This window comes from Alcanivorax sp. VBW004, from assembly GCF_009718865.1.
Taxonomy (GTDB): Bacteria; Pseudomonadota; Gammaproteobacteria; order Pseudomonadales; family Alcanivoracaceae; genus Alcanivorax.
This window is the reverse complement of record NZ_WNHC01000001.1, coordinates 3,539,534-3,561,816: the sequence shown is the minus strand read 5'-3', so window position 1 is coordinate 3,561,816 and position 22,283 is coordinate 3,539,534. Positions and strand designations below refer to the sequence as shown.

The 22,283-nt window shown below is 57.5% G+C and carries 24 protein-coding genes; 14 read left to right on the top strand and 10 right to left on the bottom strand.

All coding sequences use genetic code 11. The annotated features are described in order from the left end of the window. The first annotated feature begins 184 nt into the window (after positions 1–184). From F1529_RS16235 to F1529_RS16225, 3 genes are all read left to right on the top strand, one after another. Positions 185–736, top strand: coding sequence for a TetR/AcrR family transcriptional regulator (locus F1529_RS16235; protein ID WP_255446692.1), 552 nt, complete (start codon positions 185–187; stop codon positions 734–736). A 61-nt stretch (positions 737–797) separates the two neighbouring features. Next, a complete protein-coding gene (locus tag F1529_RS16230) occupies positions 798–1,271 on the top strand; it encodes an NYN domain-containing protein (RefSeq protein ID WP_155136431.1) in 474 nt (157 codons plus the stop codon). 94 nt (positions 1,272–1,365) lie between these two features. Next, positions 1,366–1,692: a hypothetical protein gene (locus F1529_RS16225; protein WP_155136429.1), complete on the top strand. Its 327-nt coding sequence runs from the start codon at positions 1,366–1,368 to the stop codon at positions 1,690–1,692. Positions 1,693–1,726: 34 nt separating this feature from the next. On the opposite strand, the gene F1529_RS16220 is transcribed toward F1529_RS16225, so the two are convergent. After that, positions 1,727–2,095 (bottom strand): DUF6164 family protein, encoded by a 369-nt coding sequence (locus F1529_RS16220; protein WP_155136426.1) that lies wholly within the window; start codon positions 2,093–2,095, stop codon positions 1,727–1,729. A gap of 98 nt (positions 2,096–2,193) precedes the next feature. Then, a complete protein-coding gene (locus F1529_RS16215; protein ID WP_155136423.1) occupies positions 2,194–2,694 on the bottom strand; it encodes a DUF2938 domain-containing protein in 501 nt (166 codons plus the stop codon). Between the two features lie 64 nt (positions 2,695–2,758). Here F1529_RS16215 and F1529_RS16210 point away from each other — a divergent pair, with 64 nt between their 5' ends. Together F1529_RS16210 and F1529_RS16205 are read left to right on the top strand one after the other, a co-directional pair. Then, positions 2,759–3,199, top strand: coding sequence for a helix-turn-helix domain-containing protein (locus F1529_RS16210; protein ID WP_370457059.1), 441 nt, complete (start codon positions 2,759–2,761; stop codon positions 3,197–3,199). Between the two features lie 52 nt (positions 3,200–3,251). Continuing rightward, positions 3,252–3,464, top strand: coding sequence for a hypothetical protein (locus F1529_RS16205; RefSeq protein WP_155136420.1), 213 nt, complete (start codon positions 3,252–3,254; stop codon positions 3,462–3,464). Between the two features lie 51 nt (positions 3,465–3,515). Here the strand turns inward: F1529_RS16205 and F1529_RS16200 are convergent, their stop codons facing one another. The 3 genes from F1529_RS16200 to F1529_RS16190 form a co-directional block, all read right to left on the bottom strand. Next, positions 3,516–4,334, bottom strand: coding sequence for a MipA/OmpV family protein (locus tag F1529_RS16200; protein ID WP_155136417.1), 819 nt, complete (start codon positions 4,332–4,334; stop codon positions 3,516–3,518). Continuing rightward, positions 4,331–5,098, bottom strand: coding sequence for a DUF1223 domain-containing protein (locus F1529_RS16195; protein ID WP_155136414.1), 768 nt, complete (start codon positions 5,096–5,098; stop codon positions 4,331–4,333). Before F1529_RS16195 ends, F1529_RS16200 begins: the two co-directional genes overlap by 4 nt. Positions 5,099–5,291: 193 nt before the next feature. Next, positions 5,292–6,239 (bottom strand): alpha/beta hydrolase, encoded by a 948-nt coding sequence (locus tag F1529_RS16190; protein ID WP_155136411.1) that lies wholly within the window; start codon positions 6,237–6,239, stop codon positions 5,292–5,294. Positions 6,240–6,336: 97 nt separating this feature from the next. Here F1529_RS16190 and F1529_RS16185 point away from each other — a divergent pair, with 97 nt between their 5' ends. From F1529_RS16185 to F1529_RS16175, 3 genes are all read left to right on the top strand, one after another. Beyond that, the gene (locus F1529_RS16185; protein ID WP_007150516.1) at positions 6,337–6,882 is read left to right on the top strand and encodes a TetR/AcrR family transcriptional regulator; all 546 of its coding nucleotides are present in this window, start codon (positions 6,337–6,339) and stop codon (positions 6,880–6,882) included. A gap of 185 nt (positions 6,883–7,067) precedes the next feature. Continuing rightward, a complete protein-coding gene (locus tag F1529_RS16180) occupies positions 7,068–9,191 on the top strand; it encodes a patatin-like phospholipase family protein (RefSeq protein WP_155136408.1) in 2,124 nt (707 codons plus the stop codon). 231 nt (positions 9,192–9,422) lie between these two features. Beyond that, positions 9,423–9,683, top strand: a complete 261-nt coding sequence (locus F1529_RS16175; protein ID WP_007149947.1) for a hypothetical protein — start codon at positions 9,423–9,425, stop codon at positions 9,681–9,683. Between the two features lie 188 nt (positions 9,684–9,871). Here F1529_RS16175 and F1529_RS16170 read toward each other — a convergent pair whose 3' ends face one another. Beyond that, positions 9,872–10,372 carry a lactoylglutathione lyase family protein gene (locus F1529_RS16170; RefSeq protein WP_007150956.1) on the bottom strand — a complete coding sequence of 167 codons (501 nt, stop codon included), beginning with the start codon at positions 10,370–10,372 and terminating at the stop codon, positions 9,872–9,874. Between the two features lie 112 nt (positions 10,373–10,484). Between F1529_RS16170 and F1529_RS16165 the strand changes: the two genes are divergently transcribed. From F1529_RS16165 to yghU, 4 genes are all read left to right on the top strand, one after another. Then, positions 10,485–11,375, top strand: coding sequence for a LysR family transcriptional regulator (locus tag F1529_RS16165; RefSeq protein WP_155136405.1), 891 nt, complete (start codon positions 10,485–10,487; stop codon positions 11,373–11,375). A gap of 168 nt (positions 11,376–11,543) precedes the next feature. Next, positions 11,544–12,500, top strand: a complete 957-nt coding sequence (locus tag F1529_RS16160; RefSeq protein WP_155136402.1) for an MBL fold metallo-hydrolase — start codon at positions 11,544–11,546, stop codon at positions 12,498–12,500. A 58-nt stretch (positions 12,501–12,558) separates the two neighbouring features. Then, positions 12,559–13,419: a subclass B3 metallo-beta-lactamase gene (bla, locus tag F1529_RS16155; RefSeq protein ID WP_155136399.1), complete on the top strand. Its 861-nt coding sequence runs from the start codon at positions 12,559–12,561 to the stop codon at positions 13,417–13,419. A gap of 105 nt (positions 13,420–13,524) precedes the next feature. After that, positions 13,525–14,391, top strand: a complete 867-nt coding sequence (yghU, locus tag F1529_RS16150) for a glutathione-dependent disulfide-bond oxidoreductase (protein ID WP_155136396.1) — start codon at positions 13,525–13,527, stop codon at positions 14,389–14,391. Between the two features lie 213 nt (positions 14,392–14,604). On the opposite strand, the gene F1529_RS16145 is transcribed toward yghU, so the two are convergent. From F1529_RS16145 to F1529_RS16135, 3 genes are all read right to left on the bottom strand, one after another. Next, entirely contained in the window at positions 14,605–16,059 is a 1,455-nt protein-coding gene (locus tag F1529_RS16145; protein WP_155136393.1) for a YdiU family protein, read from the bottom strand. 45 nt (positions 16,060–16,104) lie between these two features. After that, a complete protein-coding gene (locus F1529_RS16140) occupies positions 16,105–17,307 on the bottom strand; it encodes an integrase arm-type DNA-binding domain-containing protein (protein WP_155136391.1) in 1,203 nt (400 codons plus the stop codon). A gap of 200 nt (positions 17,308–17,507) precedes the next feature. Beyond that, positions 17,508–18,521, bottom strand: a complete 1,014-nt coding sequence (locus F1529_RS16135; RefSeq protein ID WP_039926465.1) for a putative solute-binding protein — start codon at positions 18,519–18,521, stop codon at positions 17,508–17,510. 302 nt (positions 18,522–18,823) lie between these two features. Between F1529_RS16135 and F1529_RS16130 the strand changes: the two genes are divergently transcribed. After that, complete coding sequence (locus F1529_RS16130; protein ID WP_039926464.1) at positions 18,824–20,212, top strand: cytochrome ubiquinol oxidase subunit I; 1,389 nt, start codon at positions 18,824–18,826, stop codon at positions 20,210–20,212. Next, positions 20,212–21,210, top strand: coding sequence for a cytochrome d ubiquinol oxidase subunit II (locus tag F1529_RS16125; RefSeq protein ID WP_155136387.1), 999 nt, complete (start codon positions 20,212–20,214; stop codon positions 21,208–21,210). The genes F1529_RS16130 and F1529_RS16125 overlap by 1 nt, the downstream gene beginning before the upstream one ends. Positions 21,211–21,543: 333 nt before the next feature. On the opposite strand, the gene F1529_RS16120 is transcribed toward F1529_RS16125, so the two are convergent. Then, positions 21,544–22,218 (bottom strand): type 1 glutamine amidotransferase domain-containing protein, encoded by a 675-nt coding sequence (locus F1529_RS16120; RefSeq protein ID WP_155136384.1) that lies wholly within the window; start codon positions 22,216–22,218, stop codon positions 21,544–21,546. Positions 22,219–22,283 lie beyond the last annotated feature (65 nt).

Sequence of the window (22,283 nt, the reverse complement as noted above, 5' to 3'; positions counted from 1 at the left end):
GGTCTCGACTGGATCCATGGAATGAGCGAATACATCCAGTGTAACCTGAGCATATACTCGGAAATACTCGGGTTTCTCTGCTGGCAAGGTGTAGCGTTGTATGGGGCAGGTTCGCTGGAAAGTCTCTGATTTTACTGTCAAAAAAGAGCCCAGGCAGGCCCGCTCGAAAGCCTCGGTTCAGGCGATGGTGCAGGCATGTGCTCGGATTTTGGAAAGCCGGGGATACGCTGGCTTGAGCACCAATGCCATTGCGGAAGTGGCGGGGGTCAGCATTGGTTCGGTGTATGAGTACTTTCCCGGCAAGGATGCCATTGTGGCCAGGTTGGTGCAGGACATGGTGGCAGAGGTCAGGGCGATGCTGGAAGGTCGGCTGGCGCTGACAGACAGCCGCAATGACTTAAACAGCGCCATGCGATATTTTCTGGGCGCGATTTACCGGCTAATGCGCAAGCATCGAGAGTTATTGCGGGTGTTGGTTTTCCAGGTGCCTTACTTGCACCAGTTGCCAGCCACCCGGCAGTTGGAAATCGAATTACAGCAGGTTCTGATGGCAGGGCTGGATTATACGCGGGAGCAATATTCCCTGAACGCCCAGCAGCACACCTTGTACCTGATGACCACTTCCGTTGCCGGCACGCTGATGCACCTGGTGCTGGTGGCCCCGCCAGCCATGGACCCGGAAGGCATACTGGATGCGCTGGCAGAAAAAATGACAGCCTGGCTGATTGAGGGTTGAGGTTTTTATTGCCCAGTCTGTACACATTAATGACAAGCGATTGAGTGAAACCGGGAGCCCGATGAAAACAGTTTTAATACTGGTAGACGTGCAGAACGTGTACTACACAACACGGCAGGCCTTTAACCGCCGATTCGATTACAACACGTTCTGGTCCAGCGTGACGTCAGAGGGACAGGTGGTAAAAGCCATCGCTTATGCCATCGATCGGGGCGATAAAAAACAGCGTGAATTCCAGAATATTCTTCGTGTCATCGGTTTCGAAGTGAAACTAAAACCGTTTATTCAGCGCTCCGATGGTTCCGCCAAAGGCGACTGGGATGTGGGTATCGCCATTGATGCGCTGGAATATGCTGCGGAGGTGGACCGCGTGGTGCTGGTTTCCGGGGACGGTGATTTCGATCTTTTGGTGGATAAGTTGCGGGTGGGCAAGGGCAAGCATGTGGACGTCTATGGCGTCGCGCCACTGACCGCGGATTCATTGGCTCGCGCTGCCAGCCGGTTTATTCCGATCGAGGGCGAGCTTTTATTGTAAGGGCGTTCCTCTCTATCGGTGGCGGCGTGGTGGCCGGTAGTGGTGTCTTCGCGCAATTTGCTACCCTGTGCCGCTAACGTGCCAGGAGCCCCCAATGTCAGAAGCCGCCCTTGAAGCCTTGTCCGATATGATCACCGAAGCGCATACGCGCATCCAGCAGACCTACGAGCATATTAATCCAGTGGTGGGTGTGCGCCGTGGCATGCGTGATGTGGGTATTCCTGCCGATGCCATGACCATTGATTGCCTGCAGACGCGGGGACGCATTGTTCTGATACTGCATGATGAGCAGCCCGGTGTGCTTCTTTATCAATTTGGCACTATTGATGAGGACGCCGGCGAGGATTTTCAGCGCATGGATCTGGCCGAGGTGAGTGCGGAGACGTTATTTACCTGGATGCAGGATTATTTTTCCGCCTGAGTCAGTCGGCAGGCGTTGGGGCCATTTACCAGCGTCAGTATTCCCCCAGCGTCAAAAAGGGCACCAGTGTCACCAATATTAATATCGTGACGGCGATCAGCACACCCAGCGCGCGGCCGGGCTGATCGCGCAAGCGGCCGCCCAACGTTGGCGCGGTGCCATCCCGCTGGGCTTCCTCGAAGCGTTCCCTTTCCCGCCGGGTGCGTTGCTGCTGATAGTCTTCCATTAACGCCTTGGCGCGCTCACGGTCTGTCGGGTTGGTGAGCCAGATGCCCCCCGAAGAAATGCCCCACAAGCTCGGTGTCGTTTCGTAGAACGGGATCTGCTGCTCATTCAACAGAGTGCGCACTTCCTCGGCCTCGTCGTCCGGTACCTGGCGCAAATTCAGCAGTAGTGTGGTCATGGCGTATCACCGTTGGTGGGGCGTGGTCGTTGCTGTCTGTCTCGGTGGCCATTATCGCATTTTCCCGCGCGTTTTTGCTTTCTTCCTGTCAGGGCTCCCTAGTACAGGATGAAGTGGCTGGCCCAGCCGCCGATATACAGACCCACGCCGAACACGCCATGGTTGAGCAGGCTTTGCAGCCGGGCCTTGTTCGGTGCCGGGGTGCGCGAGGCGGCGATGCCGGCCCCCATGCCCGGCTGCATGAGCAGGAAAGGGGCCGCCACGGTAACCAGGCCGATCAGGATGGGTAGCCCGGCAGTAGGGTGGTCGATCCATGCCTGCCTTCCCGTGGCCAGTAGCAGGCTCGCAAAGACAATGCCGATCAGGTAGTGCGCCAGCCATCCGCTGACGGTTTCTCCTGCTACCGGTGGAGATTGAGTGATCGGGTTGTGCCGGAATTGGCCGTGGCGCATATGCAGTATCCAGCGCCCGACCAGCCCGTAGTTAGGGGCGGCAATGGCGAAGGCCCGTTGGCGTAGTACGCTCCAGCCATCCATGACCAGGGTGGCGGTGATTCCGGTGATCAGGACAGCGAGAAAACAGGTGGTGGTAGTGGCCATTTCAGGTGCCTCGTTGAGAGTGTGGTGGTAACGTACTTCTTCAAGTCAACTTGAGGTCAAGGCCGTGCTGGATATTTCAGAAGTGGCGCAGCGTGCTGGATTGCCTGCATCGACCCTGCGCTATTACGAAGAGAAAGGATTGATCATGTCCACGGGCCGGCGGGGGATAAAACGCCTGTTCGCGCCTGTGGTGCTGGATCAACTGGCGTTGATTGCGCTGGGCCGGTCGGCGGGGTTTTCACTCGATGAAATCGGCGCCATGTTTGATGCCCGTGGCGAGCCACAGATTGATCGTCAAACCCTGGTCGACCGGGCGGATTCGCTGGACGTCACAATTCGCCGGTTGTCTGCCATGCGGGACGGGCTGCGGCATGCGGCAAAGTGTCAGGCCCCCAGCCACCTGGAGTGCCCACAGTTTCGGCGCCTGATGACGGTGGCGTTGGCCAGGAAGAAGGGAGAAAAAGCGCGCGGGTCTGCGGGTGCGGGCCGGTTCGGAAAGCCGTGATGGTTCTGGCGTTGAGCAGCAAGCGTACATTGATGTCACCAGGGTGGTGAGTATGGATAGAAAAGAACGATCCCGCAGAATGCAGTATTCCAGTAACCGTGGAGGCGCTCGGCATACCGTGCGCTATGTGGAAAGTTCGGCGCCCCCGGAAGGCGAGTGCATGCTTTGTGTCGGCTCGCTGGCCGACGCTGAGCCGGTGCAATGGGTGGGGCCGGTGAGCGACCCGCGCCCTTTGCTCATGCAATGGTCGCGACGCCGCCTGTAGTGTCATTGTCGGGTGTTTTCTTGAGTGCTAATGCTGGCTTTCCCGGCCTTGTCACCAGAAATAAAATACCGCGCCCACTGCCACTGACGTCAGTGATCGCTCATCGATGATCGGGCTGTCTGTAATGCCCTCACCGAGATAGTCCTCTTTTACCACCGCCAACAGGTGCCAGTGCTTTCCCGGCGTCCAGATTCCGGTCAGGGCCGCCTGATAGTTCAATGAACTGTGCTCGCCATAAGCGGGGCGCCCCGGCGCTGTTTCGTCATCCGCCACACCGTAGAAATGTTCGACCAGTCGGCCGTCCTGCCATACCAGCCCCAATGATGGCGCGATGGTGAAGTCTCCCCAGTTGAACCCCCGGCTGACGGTCAGATTTGCTTCGGTGCCATCGCTTTCCCCGCCGACGTCTTTCAGGGCGTTGGCGGCTACCTGAAACAGCGCATGTTGGTATTGATAGGATACGCCGGCAAAGACGGTGCGGTGGGTGGTATCAATGCCATTGAGTTCACCGTCATCGGCAAAGCTGGATTTCACTTCATAAAAGCGGGGTGTCAGCAGCAGCCCAAAGACGCTGTTATCGTTTTTGAAAAGATCCAGCCCCGCATCAAGGCCTTCCACGCTAAAGCGCTTATAACGAATGGAGAAATAAGGAAGTCCTTCGTCCTGGCTGTCGACGCCAACAAAGGGGCGTTCGGTTGTCGAGGTGGTGGCGCCGATGCCGAAGTGGCTGGTGTCGTCCAGCGGTGCCCGTGATAGCGGGGTATTGATGGCCGTGGGAGCTGCTGAAACGGCAGTACTGGCACTCATAAGAAAAAGCAGACAGGAAAAGCGTTTCAATGTGCCAAGCGGGGCTTGTCGAATAGTGATCATGGTGACTCCGGGGAAGACGTTGAATTATTTTTTTGCGAAAGAAAGCCGCCCACAGCTTGTACGGGATGTGGGTCGGTGAGTTGACTGATCCAGACCACCAGCCCTGTTTGTTCCTGCCCTTTATCGGGGGGAGCGGGAAGTGGCAGCGTTAGCGAGGCCGTTGGCATTGGCTGATGACTCCAGTGCAGCACCACGAAATCATGCTTCAGGGTTTTTCCCCTGTTTTCGCCTCGACGGATCGAGGACTGCAGGCCGGAGCCAATCCAGGCCACGTTCAGGTTGGCGTTATCAGGCAGGGCGCCGTTGAAAGTGGCGTGGAGGGTATGGTTGGCATAGCGAATGGACAGATCTCCCACTTCTTCATGAGACAGCGCGCGCTGCCAGTGGCGGTTGCGCTGGAAGAAGCCGCGCCATTCCTTGCCATTGATAAAGAAGCCGGGCGTGTAGACGCGACCGGATTCGTGCAGCTGGGCATAGCGCCGCTGGCGGTTACTGTAATCCGGGCTGGCATAGGGATCGGCCCAGCCGATGTAATCCCAGTAGTCCACATGAAACGCCAGTGGGATAAAGGTTGTGAACGCCTCCTCCTGCTCTCCCAGTGAGGCCAGGAAGCGATCAGCGGGAGGGCAGCTGCTACATCCTTCCGAGGTGAAAAGCTCAATCAGAGACACCTTCTTTTCGCCGCTGTTCAGGATCAATGGTGTGCTGTCGGCATACAGCGGTGCAGAAAGCAGCAGCAGAGCCAGACAAAAAAATGAACGCATAACGAGCCTTTGCGCGTGTTCAGTTATTGCTTCGATGCGCAGGAGCCGTGTTCGTTACAGATGGTGGCAGGGTGTAATGGGGTGACTGTCTGCCACGGGAAACCCGTGGCGGGATGGATGTATTAAAGAAAAGGAAAAACGGAAAGAAGGGGCACGCATCCGTAAGAGAATGGAGAATAACAGCCCATGACGTTCAGGCACTCTTCCTTTGCGCCGGTTTGTCAAAACCGTTCAGTCCTTCCAAAAACAGCAGTTGCTGGCGGATCACGCCGCTGAATGTCGGCTCGAAATAGGGCTCGAAGTGGTTGGCGTCAATGCTGGCGATGGTCAGGTTGGGATTGTTGACGCCGCGGATGGCGCTTTCCACAAAGGGGGCAACAGAATCCTGGCTGGCGCCCAGCAACAGGGTGGAAATGCGGATATCTTTGAGACGCTTGAAAGGTCGGTAGGGCCCCATGGTCATCATGGAGCGGGCCGCCACGCGGTTGTCGTAGCGACGGCCGATGCTGGTTTCGGCCAGCTGCAGTGCCTTGCCGGCATCGTCCCGGTCCATGGAGGAAAACGCCCCGGGTTCGCTGACCACGGGCAGGTAGATCGGCTGGCCCGGCTTGAGCAGGTCGGCCGTGGCGTAGAGTCCAAAGCGCAGCAGTCGTGGCAAGGGGACGGCGCGCACCGCGGCCATGCCATCGAGCATGGGAACCTGGGCAATAGCCCCGGCCAGTTCCGGGTGTTCGGCGGCCAGCTCCACCACGTGGCCGCCACCAAACGACGAACCCCACAGCACGATGCGACGGGGATCGATGCCCGGGAGGCTTTTCAAGAAGGCCAGGGCGGCGTCGCCGTCGGCTACCCGCTGGCGGGCAGAAATTACGTGTCGCGGCAGGCCGGCACTATCGCCCCAGCCGCGATAATCAAAGGTCATCACCGCGTAGCCAGCGCGGGTAAATTCCTCATAGTAGGACACCGTTAGCGCATCCTGAATCCCGCCCCAGCCGTGCAGCATTAGGATAGCTGGCAGTGTTTCTGCCGTGGCCTTCGCTGGCCGGTGCAGGGTGGCTGCACACCAGGTCCCGCCAGAGTAAAAACCGGTTCGCTGGCTGTCACAGGTCAGGTCCTGGGGGCTATGTCGCAGGGTATCCATGGTCGGGCTCCAGTTGTCTTGTATGGCATTCAAGAGCAAAGACTAGCATTCTTGAATACCATACAAGATGACCGGACCGACTGTGGGAGAAGGCCCCTTGGCCAAGAATAAGCGCGATATTGATCTGAAGGTAAAGCAGGACGAACTGGAGAGCACAGCAGCCAGGCTGTTCTTGTCACTGGGCTACGATGGTACGTCCATGAGCCGTATTGCCAGGGAGCTTGGGGTCGCCCCGAATACCCTGTACTGGTATTACGCCAGCAAGGATGAACTGTTGGTGGCTGTACTCAACCGGCAGATGTCGCAGACCCTCGTTCACCTGCCGACCATCGTGGATGAACCCTTGAAGGACAAGATGGCCTGGGCGTTGCGGGAATTCGAACAGAGCCGCGAACTGGTCACCACGGTGCATGCCCGGCTGGAACAGTCCGCGGTGATCCGGGAATGGCATGACCAGTTTCACCGCTTTGTGGAGGCGGCGGTGATCCATACCCTGAAAGCGGACGGTGTGGCGCAGGAGCGCGCGACCATGCTGGCCACAGTGGGCACTTTTCTGGTGGAAGGGTTGTTGGCCCACCCTCACAGTAAGCGTCAGCGCGAGGCTATCCTGCAGTGGTTTGCTGACAGCGCCTTGCCTGCGTAGCCGTGGTGCCCGCTGGATTGTTCTCTGCGCACTCCTCATGAGGCATACCGAGATAGCTGTCTTCTCGGCGCAGGTGTTGCTCTTGGCTCTGATCGCCTCCCAATCGTCTTGGTCTGCCACCTTTATTTGCTGCCTTCAGGAGGAGCATACTTCTGTAAGAAAAATATAAAACGGGGAAGGACACCATGAAAAGGAACTTCACGGCCTGCCTGCTGGGCGGAATGCTGTATGCGGTCTTATCCGGCTGCGCCACACATGAAACTCCGGACCGGTTATCCCGGATCACCGGCGTGTCCGGGGACAAGGCGGTCACCGCAGAGGATCAACAAGGTTATTTGCGCAGCCGTTTCTGTCAGGAGCTGCTACTGCGCTTTGGTGTAAAAAGCTACGAGGGCGGCGGTCGCACCGATGCCTTGCAGCGCTGTCTTGATGACACGGCGTCTGCAACCCCTTATCCCAGGGATGCCTTTTCGATCGCGTTGTCAGGAGGTGGGGCCCGTTCGGCTTCGTTTTCCATGGGCGTTTTGAAGGCGCTCAATCACAGTGGTTTATTGGAAGAAGCGGATGCCATTTCATCGGTTTCCGGTGGTGGCTATACCTCCTACTGGCTGATGTCGCAGCGTTTCTACGGGACCATGTACGCGGAAAATCTGGATGGAAGCCTGGCAGAAAAACTTCCCGCTACTAACCGGGATTATTACGCCAACGTATTGAAAGGCATGGCGGGTTCCGCCGATGTGGCGGCCACGCCGTTTTGTCAACTGGTGGCAAGCAAGCACCAGGATGAGCAGAATGTGGACAATCTGTCTCCGCTTTTTCTGTCGCGAACTGATGGCAGCATTCTGGCGGATGACGCCTATCAGCGCCATATCGCGGCCCAGTCTGACATTATCAACTATTCCAGTAATGGTGCCGTACAGGCCCTCGAGAGCGGTGGGTTGGTTGCATCCCATGTGGTGTCGTTGCCTTTCTACTGGGTTACGGATGGTTTTCTGAATCTGCGACTGATCAATGGTTCGGTGTTTACCAATGCCTATAGAAAAGGGCTGGAGCGGGCTTACGGCCTGGCACCCAACGCCGACCATGATGAGTACGTTGACTACTTCGAGCATGAACCGGATCAGTTCATGAACGCCCAAAATGGCAGCGTGCTGTTTTGGCGCAAGGCTTCCCAGACAGAGGAGCTACATTTTAGCCATCTGCGGGAGTTTGCGCTGGCCTATAACAGCTGTGCGGATGCCCTGGTCGATGCCGGTCAAGCGGTGCCGCCATTGTCTCTGCCAATTATCAATACCAAGCTGATCCGGCCGTACAGTTTTATTGATGATGACGAAAATTATGATATGGCCTCACTGGAGAAAAGTGTCTTTACCTTCTCACCGGTTCAATGGGGGTCGGCCCATACCAGTTACCAGCCAGAGCAACAGCTGCTGGCCCCCATCTCCTTTTCGAAAGCGGTGGCTACATCCGGGGCGGCAGTGGATGAGGGGGCCAGACAGTTGCGGGGGCTGGGGGACTTTTTTGTGTCTGCGGCCAACATGAATCTTGGCTACGAGATGCGCAACCCCGCCACCCAGGAAGGGCCCATGGGGAACGTCTGGTTCTGGACCTACAAGCTGCTGGGCGGTTTCCCCCTGAAGTTCGCTGTGCCGGAGGATTACCACGCCACCTTGCGTATCAGTGATGGCGGCCATGCCGAGAACCTCGGCCTGTATTCCCTGATTGAACGCGGTACCCGGCGGATTGTAGTGGTGGATGCCGAGCATGACCCCGACTATGAATTCGAATCGCTCAAACGTATTCGGGCCAACCTGGATGCCAATTTGGGGATCGAGCTGAAGTGTGCCGAAGACGCGTGCCCCCTGGCTGGTGATTATATTCAGCGCCAGGGCGCCGGTGTGTTTGAGCTGACAGCAACCGGTTTTCCCTGGCAAGAGCCAAGCCAGATCATTTATGTGAAGCTGTCGCTTGATGAAAACAGGCTGGCTGACAATCTGGCCGTGCCGCCAGATCAGGCCTGCCTGACTTCGCTAGCGGATCTGGGGGAGGGGGCGGCCCATTACTCCTGCAATGTGGCCCGCTATTACGACAGTGAATCCGCCCAGCGCAATGCCTTTCCGCAGAACATCACGGCGGATATCTGGTACAGCGAGGAGCAGTACGCAGCCTATCGTGATCTGGCTTATTTTATCGGTGTTACCAAGCTGACTCCCAGGCTCAATGGCTGGAAAGCGATAATCCAGGCGGAGCGGGAACAGGCCCGGAATCTGGTCGACCAATACCGTGCTGGTCGCCCGGTTTCTCCCTGATGCAGAAAGTCCCGGCCAGGCAGAAGATGGGCCCACATTTGGCGGTTAGTGATTGACGGTTGCTGTTTTCATGGGGCGGGATTACTTCCCGGGTCAATGTAAGAAGGTCCCTTGTTGCCGGAGATGATGGAAAGGCAGGTTATACCGTGGCGTATAGCGAGGGTAGACTGGTTAGCCAATCTGGCACGGATCCTGTGGCAGCAATGAAAAGTCATCAAAGCGAGAGTCGGTATGAATGAAATGGAGCAGGCTGAAGACGAATTTGCCCAGAAGGCAATGGTTGAAGCCGTGGAAAACCAGATTGCGGATGGTCACCCCCGTGAGGCGGGGATGGTGATGATGGCATTGACGAAGAATGGTCTGGATCATGATGCCGCGCTGGAGAAAATGGCGGATGTACTGGCCAGCCATGTGGCGCTGACCATGGATGGCGAGACGCCGTTTGATATCAACGCCTATGCGCGGGATCTTCTGCAGCTGGCCAAGGACTGACGCCAAGGTGTTCGTCAGGCACCAGGCTCTCTGTGCAATGCGGTATGAGGGAAAGACACTGCTCCGTTCATGTCACTCCCTCAATGCCGCGATACATTTTTTAGGTTTGTCGCGGCATTGAGTGATCAGCCAGCTTCAGAACTTGTCGCATTATCCCGCCCTGGCAACCGCTGGACGCCGGATGGGCGCTAGCTGTATGCCCCAGCCGAGTAAGTCAGCTCATAGCTGTGGCTGTAGATTTCCAGAATGTTGCCGAACGGGTCTTCCATGTAGACCATGCGGTACGGTTTTTCGCCCGGGAAATATTCTCGCACGGGCATCCGTTGTTTGCCGCCGGCAGCAACGATCTTCTCTGCCAGGCCTTCCACGTCCGGATCCTGCACGCAGAAATGGAAGACCCCGGTTTTCCAGTATTCAAAATTATTTTCCGGCTTTTCCGCATTGTTGAACTGAAAAATCTCCACACCGATACGGTCGCCAGTGGAAAGGTGGGCAATGCGTAATGATGTCCAGCCAGCACCGAACACATCGGTACACATGACGCCGACGGCACTGTCATCTTCGCTGATGGTGGTGGGGGGCATGATCAAATACCAGCCGAGCACCTCCGTGTAAAAACGCACGGCAGCGTCCAGGTCGGTGACGGAAAGACCAATGTGAGAAAAATTGCGTGGGTAAGTCTGGCTCATGGGGGCTCCTCATGGTTGATGGTGATTGCTGTTGTCGAGCATGAGGAAAGCGTACGGGTGTCGTGGTATAAGTTAAACTGAGTGCTGCTTATTATATTGATAAGGTTTTCTTATGATGAATCCGCAATGGTTGCGTTCATTTGTGGTGCTGGCGGAGCGTGGCAGCTTCACGCGCACGGCGGACCAACTGGGGTTGACGCAGGCGGCGGTCAGCCAGCATATCCATCATCTGGAAGCGCAGCTGGGGCCGTTGCTGATTCGCCGTCCCCGTCAGGTTGAATTGACCCCGGCAGGCCAGGCGTTGCTGGGCTATTGCGATGATATGGAGCAGGCGGAAAAACGCTTGAATTTGCGGTTGTCAGGGGCGGACGACAGGCAGGGTGAAATCAGCCTGATCACCCCGGGCAGCATTGGCCTGTCGTTGTATCCGCTGCTGCTGGATTTGCAGGCCTCTTATCCGGGGTTGTCTGTGCGCCATCGCTTTGCACCGGATCAGGATGTGCTGGAGGGTGTGCGCAACAATCACTTTGAGTTGGGGCTGGTTACTCTCAAGCCGGATGACCCGCGCCTGGTGGCGTGCCACTTTGCCGATGAGCCGCTGGACCTGGTGGTGCCCGCCACGGCCACAGTTAACAGCTGGGAAGACCTTGAAAGCCTTGGCTTTATTGATCATCCGGATGGGCACGCCATGGCATCGCGTCTGCTAAGCCGGGTGTTTCCCGGTAATCGGGGTATTCGCAGTATCGCCTGCAAGGGGTTTGTGAATCAGGTCGGCTTGATTCTGGAGCCGGTGGCGCGTGGCTTTGGATTTACCGTGATTCCGCGTTACGCCCGTGAAGCCTATGCCCCGGGGGAGGCAATTCGGGTAGTGGAAATGGGCCCGCGTGTGGTCGATGCATTGTGGCTGATTTATCGCGCGGAGTGGCCACTGTCGGCTCGTGCCCGGTTTGTGGCGAGCGAGTTGGCATCCCGTCTAACGGGGGAGACGTTGGCGCTGGTTTAGGGAGGCAGCCAAGGTGGCGCCATGGATAACGCAAGCCTCTACACATCAAACATGTGTCATGCGTCATCCATCATGCTTCTTACGTCAACGTGGACTTGTGTCGAGTGCACCTTTGCCGCTAACTCCACTATAGTCAGTGGCTGTTGTTTATTCGCCAGGAGTCGCGCCATGTCATCCCAGCCCTACGCCGATATCGGCCATAGCATTACCCGTATCGACACCGCCATGATGCGCGAAGGGCTGGCGGCCTGTTATCTGCTACAGGGGGGCGACGAGTACGCCGTCATCGAGACGGGCACCCATAACACCGTGCCGATTATCCTTTCCTTGCTTGAGCAGCGGGGCATCGAGCGCGGACAGGTCAAATTTGTTATCCCTACCCATGTGCACCTTGATCATGCCGGCGGTGTGGGTGGCTTGATGCAGGCGCTACCGGCGGCAACCTTACTGGTTCATCCCCGTGGCGCCCGGCACATGATTGACCCTTCGAAACTCAAGGCCGGTGCCACAGCGGTATACGGTGAAGAGGCCTTTGCAAAAGTCTATGGGGATATTATTCCTGTGGACGCGCAGCGCGTGCGGGAAATGCATGAAGGGGACCACGTGATGGTCGGCGAGCGACGCCTGGATTTTTACGATACCCCGGGCCATGCCCGCCACCATTTCTGTGTCTATGACTCCCTGTCTGCCGGTATTTTTACCGGTGATACCTTTGGGCTGTCTTACCCGCCCCTGACGACCGAGCAAGGCCCTTTCATCTTGCCCACCACCACGCCGGTGCAATTCGATCCGCAGGCGTTGAAAGCGTCCATTCGCAAGTTGTTGGCGCTGAATCCCCGGCGCATGTTCCTGACTCATTATGGGGCCATGGATACGCCCCAAGAGCCCGGCGAACGTTTGCTGGCGATGGTGGATGATTACGTGGCGCTGGCAGAAGCCGCCGCTCCCGGCGATGACGCTACGTTGCTGCCGCGACTGGAATCTGCCATGCAGGACTATCTGTTTGCCAAGGCTCGCGACCATGGTGTCGCCCTGTCGGAGGATGAACTGCAGGATGCGCTCGGGTTTGATATCAATCTGAACAGTCAGGGCCTGCTGGTATGGCTTCAGCAGCAACAAGGGTAAGCCTTGGCGAACCAAACCCGGCCAGGTGCGTCCAACGGTTTTTCCAGGGAGAACAGCGATGACATTCATTCGATGCAGTGCGTTATGCGGGGTGTTGCTGGTCAGCGCGGCCCAGGCCGAACCGGTAACCCCGTTGCCGCAGCTGGAAGCCTACACGGTGCCGGAGGCCTGGCTGCAGCCCATGGCACCGCTGCAGATTGCCGATAACGTCTGGCAGATCGGTACCGACGAGCTGACCTCGCTGCTGCTGAAAACCCGCGACGGCGCCATCCTCATTGATGGCGGGATGCCCCAGAGTGCCGAGCATCTGCTGGCCAACATGGAGGCTGTGGGGGTGGCGCCGCAGACTCTGAAGTGGATTCTGGTCAGCCATGGCCACGGCGACCATGCCGGCTCGCTGGCGGCGATCAAACAGGCCACCGGTGCCCGGCTGGTGGCCAACGCTGAAACCGCCATGCTGATGGCGGACGGTGGCGCTAACGATATTCATTTTGGTGACGATATCCTTTATCCGCCAGTGCGGGTGGACCGGCAGATTCAGGACGGCGAACAGGTCTCTCTGGGCAACCTCACACTCACCGCCCATTTCATTCCGGGCCATACCCCCGGCAGCATGGCCTGGACCTGGCAGAGTATGCGAGACGGAGAAAAGGTGGATATTGCCTACGTGGACAGCCTGACAGCGCCGGGCTATCAGCTGGTGGATAACCCGCGTTATCCCCACATCGTTGAGGCTTTCACCGGCACCTTCAAAACCGTGAAGCAATTACCTTGCGACCTGTTGCTGACGCCGCATCCCGGTGCCAGTGGTTGGGATTATACCGATGTCACTCAGTCGACACGGATGGATTGTGCCGACTATGCGAAGAAAGCGGAAAAAACGTTACGTGAGCAACGCAAGACCCAGCAAGGGGATTGATTCATTTAGCTGAAGGAATCAATCGGCTGATTGCCCTTGTTCACGCCGGGGCGGCTGGCCATAGTGTCTGCAATAGTCGTTGCACTCATTCTGTTTGGAGCCAACATGTCTGACGATACCTACACGCCGCCCCGGGTCTGGAAATGGGACAAGGAAAGCGGTGGCAAGTTTGCCAATATTAATCGCCCCATTGCCGGCCCCACACACGACAAGACACTGTCGGTCGGTGAGCACCCCATGCAGGTGTATTCCCTGGCCACGCCCAACGGGGTGAAGGTCACGGTGATGCTGGAGGAGCTGCTTGAGAAAGGTCACCAGGGGGCTGAGTACGATGCCTGGTTGATCAATATTCAGGATGGCGATCAGTTTGGTAGCGGTTTTGTGGATGTGAACCCCAACTCCAAGATTCCCGCACTGATGGACCATAGCGTGAACCCGCCCCAGCGAGTGTTCGAGTCCGGTAGCATTCTGCTTTACCTTGCGGAAAAGTTCGGTGAGTTTTTGCCCCGGGACCCGGCAGCCCGCACCGAAACCCTGAACTGGTTATTCTGGCAAATGGGCAGTGCGCCGATGTTGGGGGGTGGCTTTGGCCACTTCTATGCTTACGCACCGGAAAAATACCAATACCCTATTGATCGTTACACCATGGAAATCAAGCGGCAGCTTGATGTGCTGGATCGCAGGCTGGCGGATAACGCGTATCTGGCGGGTGGTGAATACACCATTGCGGATATGGCTGTGTGGCCGTGGTACGGCGCGCTGGTCACCAACAAGGTGTATGAAGCGGCGGAGTTTATCGAAGCCCATACGTACACCAATGTATTACGTTGGACCCACCAGATTGCCGAGCGCCCGGCCGTGAAGCGTGGCCGCATGGTGAACCGGGCCTGGGGTGATCCGGCCAGCCAGCTGCTTGAGCGTCACGATGCCAGTGACTTTGAGTTGAAGACCATGGACAAGCTGCAAGGCTGAGGGCGTTCCTTGAGCGAGGAATGTCGGATTACGCCTTTCAGGCTCTCTGTGCCCTTGGGTAAATTCGACCTACAGACAATAGCGACCGTGTGACCACATCGGCCCCGTTTGTAGGTCGTGTTAGCCGCGTAGCGGCGTAACCCGACATTGAGCTTCGGATCGGTCGAATGAGGCGCAGCCGTAATCCGACAAAATGCCAAGATGCTGTCTCTTTCAGGTGCCGCAAAAGGTCTGAAACACTTGCTCGCCGGGTGCGGCTGATTGCCGATAAAGATCGTTACTGTCCCGGTCCGCATAAGGTTCGGCCAATGCATCTAATAACGCACGGGTTGGCGCCATATCGTTATCGTCGCTGGCGGCATTCAGCGCCTGTTCCACCAGATGATTGCGCGGTATCACCGCCGGGTTGTGATTACGCATCAGGCACAGTGATGACGCCAGGGGTTTGCTGTTGCGGGCCAGCCTCGCCCGCCACTGTTGGTGCCACTGCTGGAAGCTTTCATTCTGGTATTGCTCCCCGTCAGGCAGGCCGTCGTTGATCAGATCACGGAACGTATTGGTGTAGTCCGCGTTCTGCGCCTGCATCCAGGTGAGTAAATTGGCAATCAGCTTGTCGTCCTCAGCTTCGCTTCCGAACAATCCCAGTTTCTTGTTCATCATGGCGCGCCATTTTTCTTCGTAACGCTGGCTGAATGACTTCAGCGACGCGGTGGCTTTTTCGATGGCGGTGTCCGTGTCTTCGTCGATCAAGCCGAGCAGGGTTTCCGCAAAACGGCCCAGGTTCCACTGGGTGATGCTGGGCTGGTTTCCATAGGCATAACGTCCCTGGCGATCGATGGAGCTGAATACCGTGTTCGGGTCAAAATTGTCCATAAAAGCACAGGGGCCGAAATCAATACTCTCGCCGGACAGGGTCACGTTATCGGTGTTGAGTACGCCGTGAATAAAGCCCACGCGCATCCAGTTGACCACCAGATCTATCTGGCGATCCATCACCGCTTCGAACAGGGCCAGCGCCTTGTTCTCTGCCCCCTCCAGGGAGGGGTAATGGCGCGCGATGGTGTAATCCACCAGTTGTTCCAGCAGGGCGGGATCTTGTTGCCCGGCGGCGTATTGGAAGGTGCCTACACGAATATGGGATGTTGCCACCCGGGTCAGGATGGCGCCGGGAAGCAGTGTGTCCCGGTGCACCCGGTCACCGGTGTGGGTGACGGCCAGGCTGCGAGTGGCAGGAATATTCAGGGCGTGTAGCGCTTCACTGATTATGTATTCGCGCAACATGGGGCCAAGGGCCGCGCGCCCGTCGCCACCTCGGGAAAAGGGGGTGCGCCCGGCGCCTTTAAGCTGGATGTCGCGGCGTTGCCCGCTGTCATCAACGTGTTCGCCCAACAGGATAGCGCGGCCATCGCCGAGCATGGTCAGGTTGCCAAACTGGTGGCCCGCATAAGCCTGGGCAATGGGCTCGCTGCCATCCAGTAATGCATTGCCACTGAAAAATTCAGGGTGCGTCGACAAGGCCTCGCTATCGAGCCCAAGTTCCCGGGCCAGTGCATCGTTAAACAGGGCAAAGGCCGGTGTGCTGACCGGCTGTGGCGAGCAATCTGAAAACAGAGGCTCCGGCAGCCGGCGGTAGGTGTTGTCGAAACGAAAGCCGAACGGGCTTGGCATGCAATATCCTGAATGGTGGCAGTGAATGTGACTGCCCACAGGGTATCAGAGTCTGCGCGGCCGGGTGACCTTGCCGATGGCGGTATTGTCCAGATAGTCCGCCCAGGCCTGCAGCATCTCCCGGCGTTTATCCAGGTAGGTTTGACGGTCGGCCGGTTCGTCGCCGGTCTGGTTGAGCAGCTGGGATTGAATCTGCTCTGCCTGATAGCCCAGTTCGCCCAGTGCGGTGGCGGCCAGGGTGCGCAGGTTGTCGGTGGAAGCCGGTGTGGTCCGTGTGACTTTTTTCAGTGCCGCGGAAAGGGTGCTGGCGCCCAGGTGTTTTTTGCGATCGCGGGTGCCGGGAAAGATGTACTCCTGGCGGCCGGTGATGGGCTCGATTTCCCGCAACAGTTCCACCGCCTGGCGCGGCAAAGGCACGGTAATGATCTTGCTGCCCGTGGGGCTTTCGGTGCTGTTGCGGTGGATGCGCCACTCGCCGGCGTCCAGGTCCATGTCGGACCAGCGTGCGTTGACGATCTCGCTGGGGCGGGCCAGCAACCACACCGTGAGTTTGAGGGCGGCGGTAGTGGTGGTGCGGCTCCACTGGCCGAGAACGCCGCTGGCCAGATCGAGAATCTGCTCACGGGTGCTGAGCAAAAACTCCGGTTCGGTACCAGAACCAGTGAGCCGGCGGCGCAGGGCGCCGGTTTGCTGGTAGCCCGCCACGCCGGTATCACGGGCATGGGTGTAGATTCGCTTGCCGATGCCCAGAACACGCTTGCCCCTGTCCAGATGCCCCTCGGCGCCGAGGGCGGCCGCCAGGGATTTCAGGTCTTCGGGGGTCACTTCACTGACGACCCGTTTGCCAATGCTGGCAATCAGGTAGTTTTCCATTTGCCGCTTGGTGCGCCGGAATTGTTCTTCGGACACTTCCAGTCGATAGACGCGCTCCAGCCAGTCCCGGGCCACCGCTTCAAAGGTTTCCACCGAGGGGCTGAAGACTTCCCGCTTGACGCAACGGCTGATCGGGTCGATGCCATCGGCGATCAGTTCCCGGGCTTCATCGCGCAGCTGGCGGGCAAAGCTCAGGGTGACTTCCGGGCAAGGCCCCAGGGTGATGACTTTGCTGCGGCCGTCGAAACGGTAGCTGAGTTTCCAGGTACGGTTACCATCGGTTTCTACCAACAGGTAGAGCCCCTTGTCGTCATGGAGTTTGTAGTCTTTCTGGAGCGGTTCGGCGTTGCGAACATCCGCGGAAGTCAGGGCCATGGCTCGCTGCAGCTCAGAGTAAAAGTGGGGCGCCGCACTGGCGCTGCTTGTTCCAATAAACTACCCAGCTTTGTGGTGGCGTTCAATTGCTGTTCGGTCAGCGCAATGGCGCCTCAGGGTGAGCGATTTACACCAGTGTGTAACGAAAACGCCGCCAGGGATGCTGGCGGCGTTTTATCGGAGTCGTTTGTTAAAGGCGGTTATTCCACCGGGTTAACACACTCCGCCCGAGAGGGATCCTGCTTGCAGCGAACCTTGAGCAGCAGGGACATCATGTCTTTGCTGTATACCCCTTTCTTGGTCAGCTCGATGCGGGCTTCGCGCATCATTTCGTCATAACGCAGCTTGTCTTTCTCGGGAATGCGAATCCACCAGCGGTCGGCAATTTCATTGCTGGCGTTATCAATCAGCTTCATGGCGCGATCAAACTGGCTGAACATGAAGGCACGGGATTTCTGGCCATAGCCTTCCGGGAATTTATCCTTTTTGAGAATGACCTGGGCGCTCAGCTGACCCAGTACGTAGTCAAGGATACCGCCATCCGGCGCCATGCCCTTGTACAGTTCCAGTGCGGAGTAACCCATTACCGGGGCAAAGCAGATATCCACGGAACCGTTGTTGAAGCGGGTGGAGAAGTTGGTGATATCGGACATGACCGGCGACATGCCGACCCGGGAAGCCATGCTGGCCTGGGCGCTGTCATATTCCAGTACCGCGATGGATTTGCCCGCCAGTTCTTCAACGGTGTCGATTTCCTTGTCTTTCAGGAACAGGAAGGCCGCGCCGAGCGGGGCAACCCCGCCCACTTCATAGGGGCCGGAAACCAGATGCTGATTGACGCTGGGGCTGTTGCTGGCAATCACCGCAATCACTGTTCTCATGGCGTCGTAGCTGGGGATGGCACCAATGGAATCCATGCTGCCGGTGTAGCTGTTGAACTGACGCCCGCGAATACCGGTTAGCACGGCGGCATCACATTGCCCGGCTTTCAGGTCTTCAGAGGCAATTTTTTCATCGGTGTAGGGCTTCAGCTCTACATCCACGCCCCACTCGACAGCGGCAGTCTTGTAGTCGCGCATGATGTTGAAGGTGTCACCATTGGCGCCGATGATGTCGAAGACGCAAAAGGTTCGCTTGGTCAGTGCCATGGCATTGCCGCTCAGGGACAACATGGCTGCGGTGGCCAGGGCTACCAGCCCCATTCTTGTTTTCATGGTGTGCTCTCCAGAAAGTGAACTTGCTGGCATGACCAAAACGGATTGCCAGTTTCATGAAGTGCATTTTGTTGGCTAAACCCGGTGGATGCTGTGCATAACGTGTTGTGGACAGGGCGGGGAAATGTTGCAGGTGTATACAAAGTGTTAACACCTGTTGGTTCTTGTCGTTGTCTTCACGTGCGGTGGCGCCTTGCCCGGGCAACCGCATGGACCTTTTGTCTCATTTACCCTGCATCCCCCTGTGCTACTGTCTGGAGGAATGAAACCTCGTCACTGGACGAAAGGAAGGAGTCGCCCCGGTGGAATTTGATCCGTTCCTGTTGGCCCGGCTGCAGTTCGCCGCCAATATCAGCTTTCATATCCTGTTTCCTACTATCACCATCGGCCTGTGCTGGGTGCTGTTCTACTTCCGCTTGCGCTACACCTTCTCCGGTGACAAGGCCTGGGAATATGCCTACTTCTTCTGGGTGAAGATTTTTGCCCTCAGCTTTGCGCTGGGGGTGGTGTCGGGCATCACCATGAGTTTTCAGTTTGGCACCAACTGGCCCGGGTTCATGGAGCGGGCGGGGAATATCGCGGGCCCGTTGCTGGGGTATGAAGTGCTGACGGCCTTTTTTCTGGAAGCCTCATTTCTTGGCATCATGCTGTTCGGGAAAAATCGGGTGTCCAACCGCCTTCACCTGGTGTCCTGTGCGCTGGTGGCAGTGGGCACCAGTTTCTCCGCATTCTGGATTCTCAGCCTGAATTCCTGGATGCAGACTCCTACCGGGTTCCGCCTGGAAGACGGCGTATTCTTTGTGGAGAGCTGGTGGGAAGTGATTTTCAATCCATCGTTCCCCTATCGCCTTGCGCATATGTTCAACGCGTCTTTGCTGACGGCGGCGTTCCTGATTATGGGGATCAGTGCCTGGCGAGCCATGCGAGGGGTGGATGGTCCGGCCACCTGGAAAGTGATGCGCACCGGTGCATTGATGGCAGCAGTGCTGGCGCCCCTGCAAGTCTGGATAGGCGACCTTCATGGCCTGAATACCCTGGAGCACCAGCCAGCCAAAATTGCCGCCATGGAAGGGGTGTGGGAGACCGAGCGCAATGCTCCACTGACCCTGTTTGGCTTTCCCGATGAGGAGCAGCGCACCACCCATATGGCCATTAAAGTGCCTGGGCTGGCCAGCCTGATTCTTACCCACGAATGGGACGGTGAGCTGAAAGGACTGAATGAGTTTGACGGTGATCACCCGCCAGTGGCACCGGTGTTTTGGGCCTTCCGGGTTATGGTGGGAATCGGCGTGCTGATGGTTCTGGTGGGCTGGTGGTCTGTCTGGAAATTGTTTCGCGGCCCGCGTGAAAGTCGGGACGGTAACGTGTGGTTGTTGCGAGCTCTGTCGGTGATGACCTTCTCTGGCTGGGTGGCGGTATTGGCCGGGTGGTATGTGACGGAAATTGGCCGTCAGCCCTGGGTGGTCAGCGGCCTGCTCCGTACAGCCGACGTGGTGGCCGATCACAGTAGCGCGACGGTGGCGGGTACCTTGTTTGGCTATGTGCTGCTGTACCTGTTCCTGCTGGTGTCCTATATCGCGGCGCTGCGTTACATGGCGACCAAGCCCGCCCGCTCCTTGTCATTGAGCCCACAGCAACGGGCCATGGAGGCTGAGCTGGATGACGATGAACATGCAGAAGGAGAGAGATAATGGATCTTGGATACTGGCTTCCGCTGTTCTTTGCCGGCGCCATGGGGCTGGCACTGTTGATTTATGTCGTTCTGGATGGCTATGACCTGGGTATCGGTTTGCTGTTGCCATTCGCCAACGAGGAAGAAAAGGACGTGATGGTGGCCTCGATCGGGCCGTTCTGGGATGCCAACGAAACCTGGATTGTTCTGGGTGTGGGTATTTTGTTGATTGCGTTCCCGCAGGCCCACGGGCTGGTACTGACCGCATTGTATTTGCCGGTGACGCTGATGCTGATGGGGCTGATACTGCGTGGCGTCTCGTTCGATTTTCGCGTTAAGGCGGGCGACAAGCACAAGGCAAAATGGAACGCGCTGTTTGCGGTGGGGTCCCTGGTGGCTTCAGTGTCCCAGGGCTGGATGCTTGGCGCTTTCGTTACCGGCCTTACCGGGGATGCCACGAACACCTTGTTCGCCGCTTTGATTGCGTTGGCCCTGCCTGCGCTTTATATCATGCTGGGTGCTTCCTGGTTGCTGATCAAAACCGAAGGAGCCTTATTCGATAAGGCAGTGCGCTGGGGGCGCCTGGCAGTTTTGCCCATGGGGGCATTCCTGTTGCTGATCTCCATTGCCACGCCCCTGGTCAGCTCTACCATTGCGGCTAAATGGTTCACCTTGCCCAGTGCCATCGGTTTGATGCCCATTCCGATTGCCACGGCGTTGGCCTATGCCGGCCTGATTTGGGTTTTCAACAGTCGGCAGATTCTGGATAACGGCTATGGTTGGCTGGCGTTCCTGTCATTGATTGTCATGTGTGTGCTGGCCAGTATCGGGCTGGCGTACAGTTTGTTTCCGGACATCGTACTGGGGCGTTTGTCGATCTGGGAGTCTGCATCAGCAACGGAGTCACTGTTGTTCACGTTTTGGGGAACGGTGATTACTCTGCCAATGATTCTTTGCTATACCTTCTTTGTTTACCGGGTGTTCCGAGGCAAGGCGACCAACCTTAGCTACGAGTAAAAAAGGTTCTTCGCGGATTAGAGTGAATAACACGTTTCTTGCCATCTGCCTGGTTTATCCCGAATGCCCGGCACTTTGCCAAACGCTCGACGCCGGATGCCTGACGTAAACCGACATAGCCTGAGAGGCTGTCGTTATTCCGGTATCTCTTTTAAGAGGTGTCTTGAGGAATTGTCAGGGCCATCATTGAGGCAATAATCGGATAATGCATTTTGCACAAAAAGTATGGCGGACAAGGCGGGATCATGGGACAAGTTCTGACGCTGGCTGATCACACAATTCCGCGATGAACAATAAAAAAGGGCGCACATAGGCGCCCTTTTTATTGTTCCGTTACGCCAGCAGTTTCAGCAGGGCTTTTGCTCCGGCTTCCGATGAGGCCGGATTTTGCCCGGTCACCAGATTGCCATCGGTGACCACATGGCTGGCCCAGTCGTCGCCTTTTTCATAGACGCCGCCATTGGCCTTGAGCATGTCTTCCACCAGAAAGGGAACGATATCGGTGAGCTGCACACCGTCTTCCTCGCCATTGGTGAAACCAGTGACGGCACGGCCTTTGACCAGCGGTTCGCCGTTATGGCGAGTGTGACGAAATACGGCGGGGGCATGGCAGACAGCGCCGATGGGTTTGCCGCTGTTGTTGAAGGCTTCAATCAAGGCAATGGAGTGGGCATCTTCGGCCAGGTCCCAGAGCGGGCCATGGCCGCCCGGATAGAAGACGGCATCAAACGCCTGGGTATCCACCTGGGCCAGGGGCCGGGTGTTGGCCAGGGCAGCTTTGGCATCGTCATCTTGATTGAAGCGATCGGTGGCAGCGGTTTGTGCCTCCGGTGAGTCACTTTTGGGATCCAGTGGCGGCTGGCCGCCTTTGGGGGAGGCGAGGGTGATCTGTGCGCCCGCATCCTTGAAAACATAGTAAGGCGCGGCAAATTCTTCCAGCCAGAAACCGGTTTTGTGGCCGGTGTCGCCCAGTTGGTCGTGGGAGGTGAGAATCATCAGAATATTCATGGTTGCTCTCCGTCGGTTTCATCTCAGTGCCACCCCGAAGCCGGGGTGGGGTTGTGCAAGGGTGG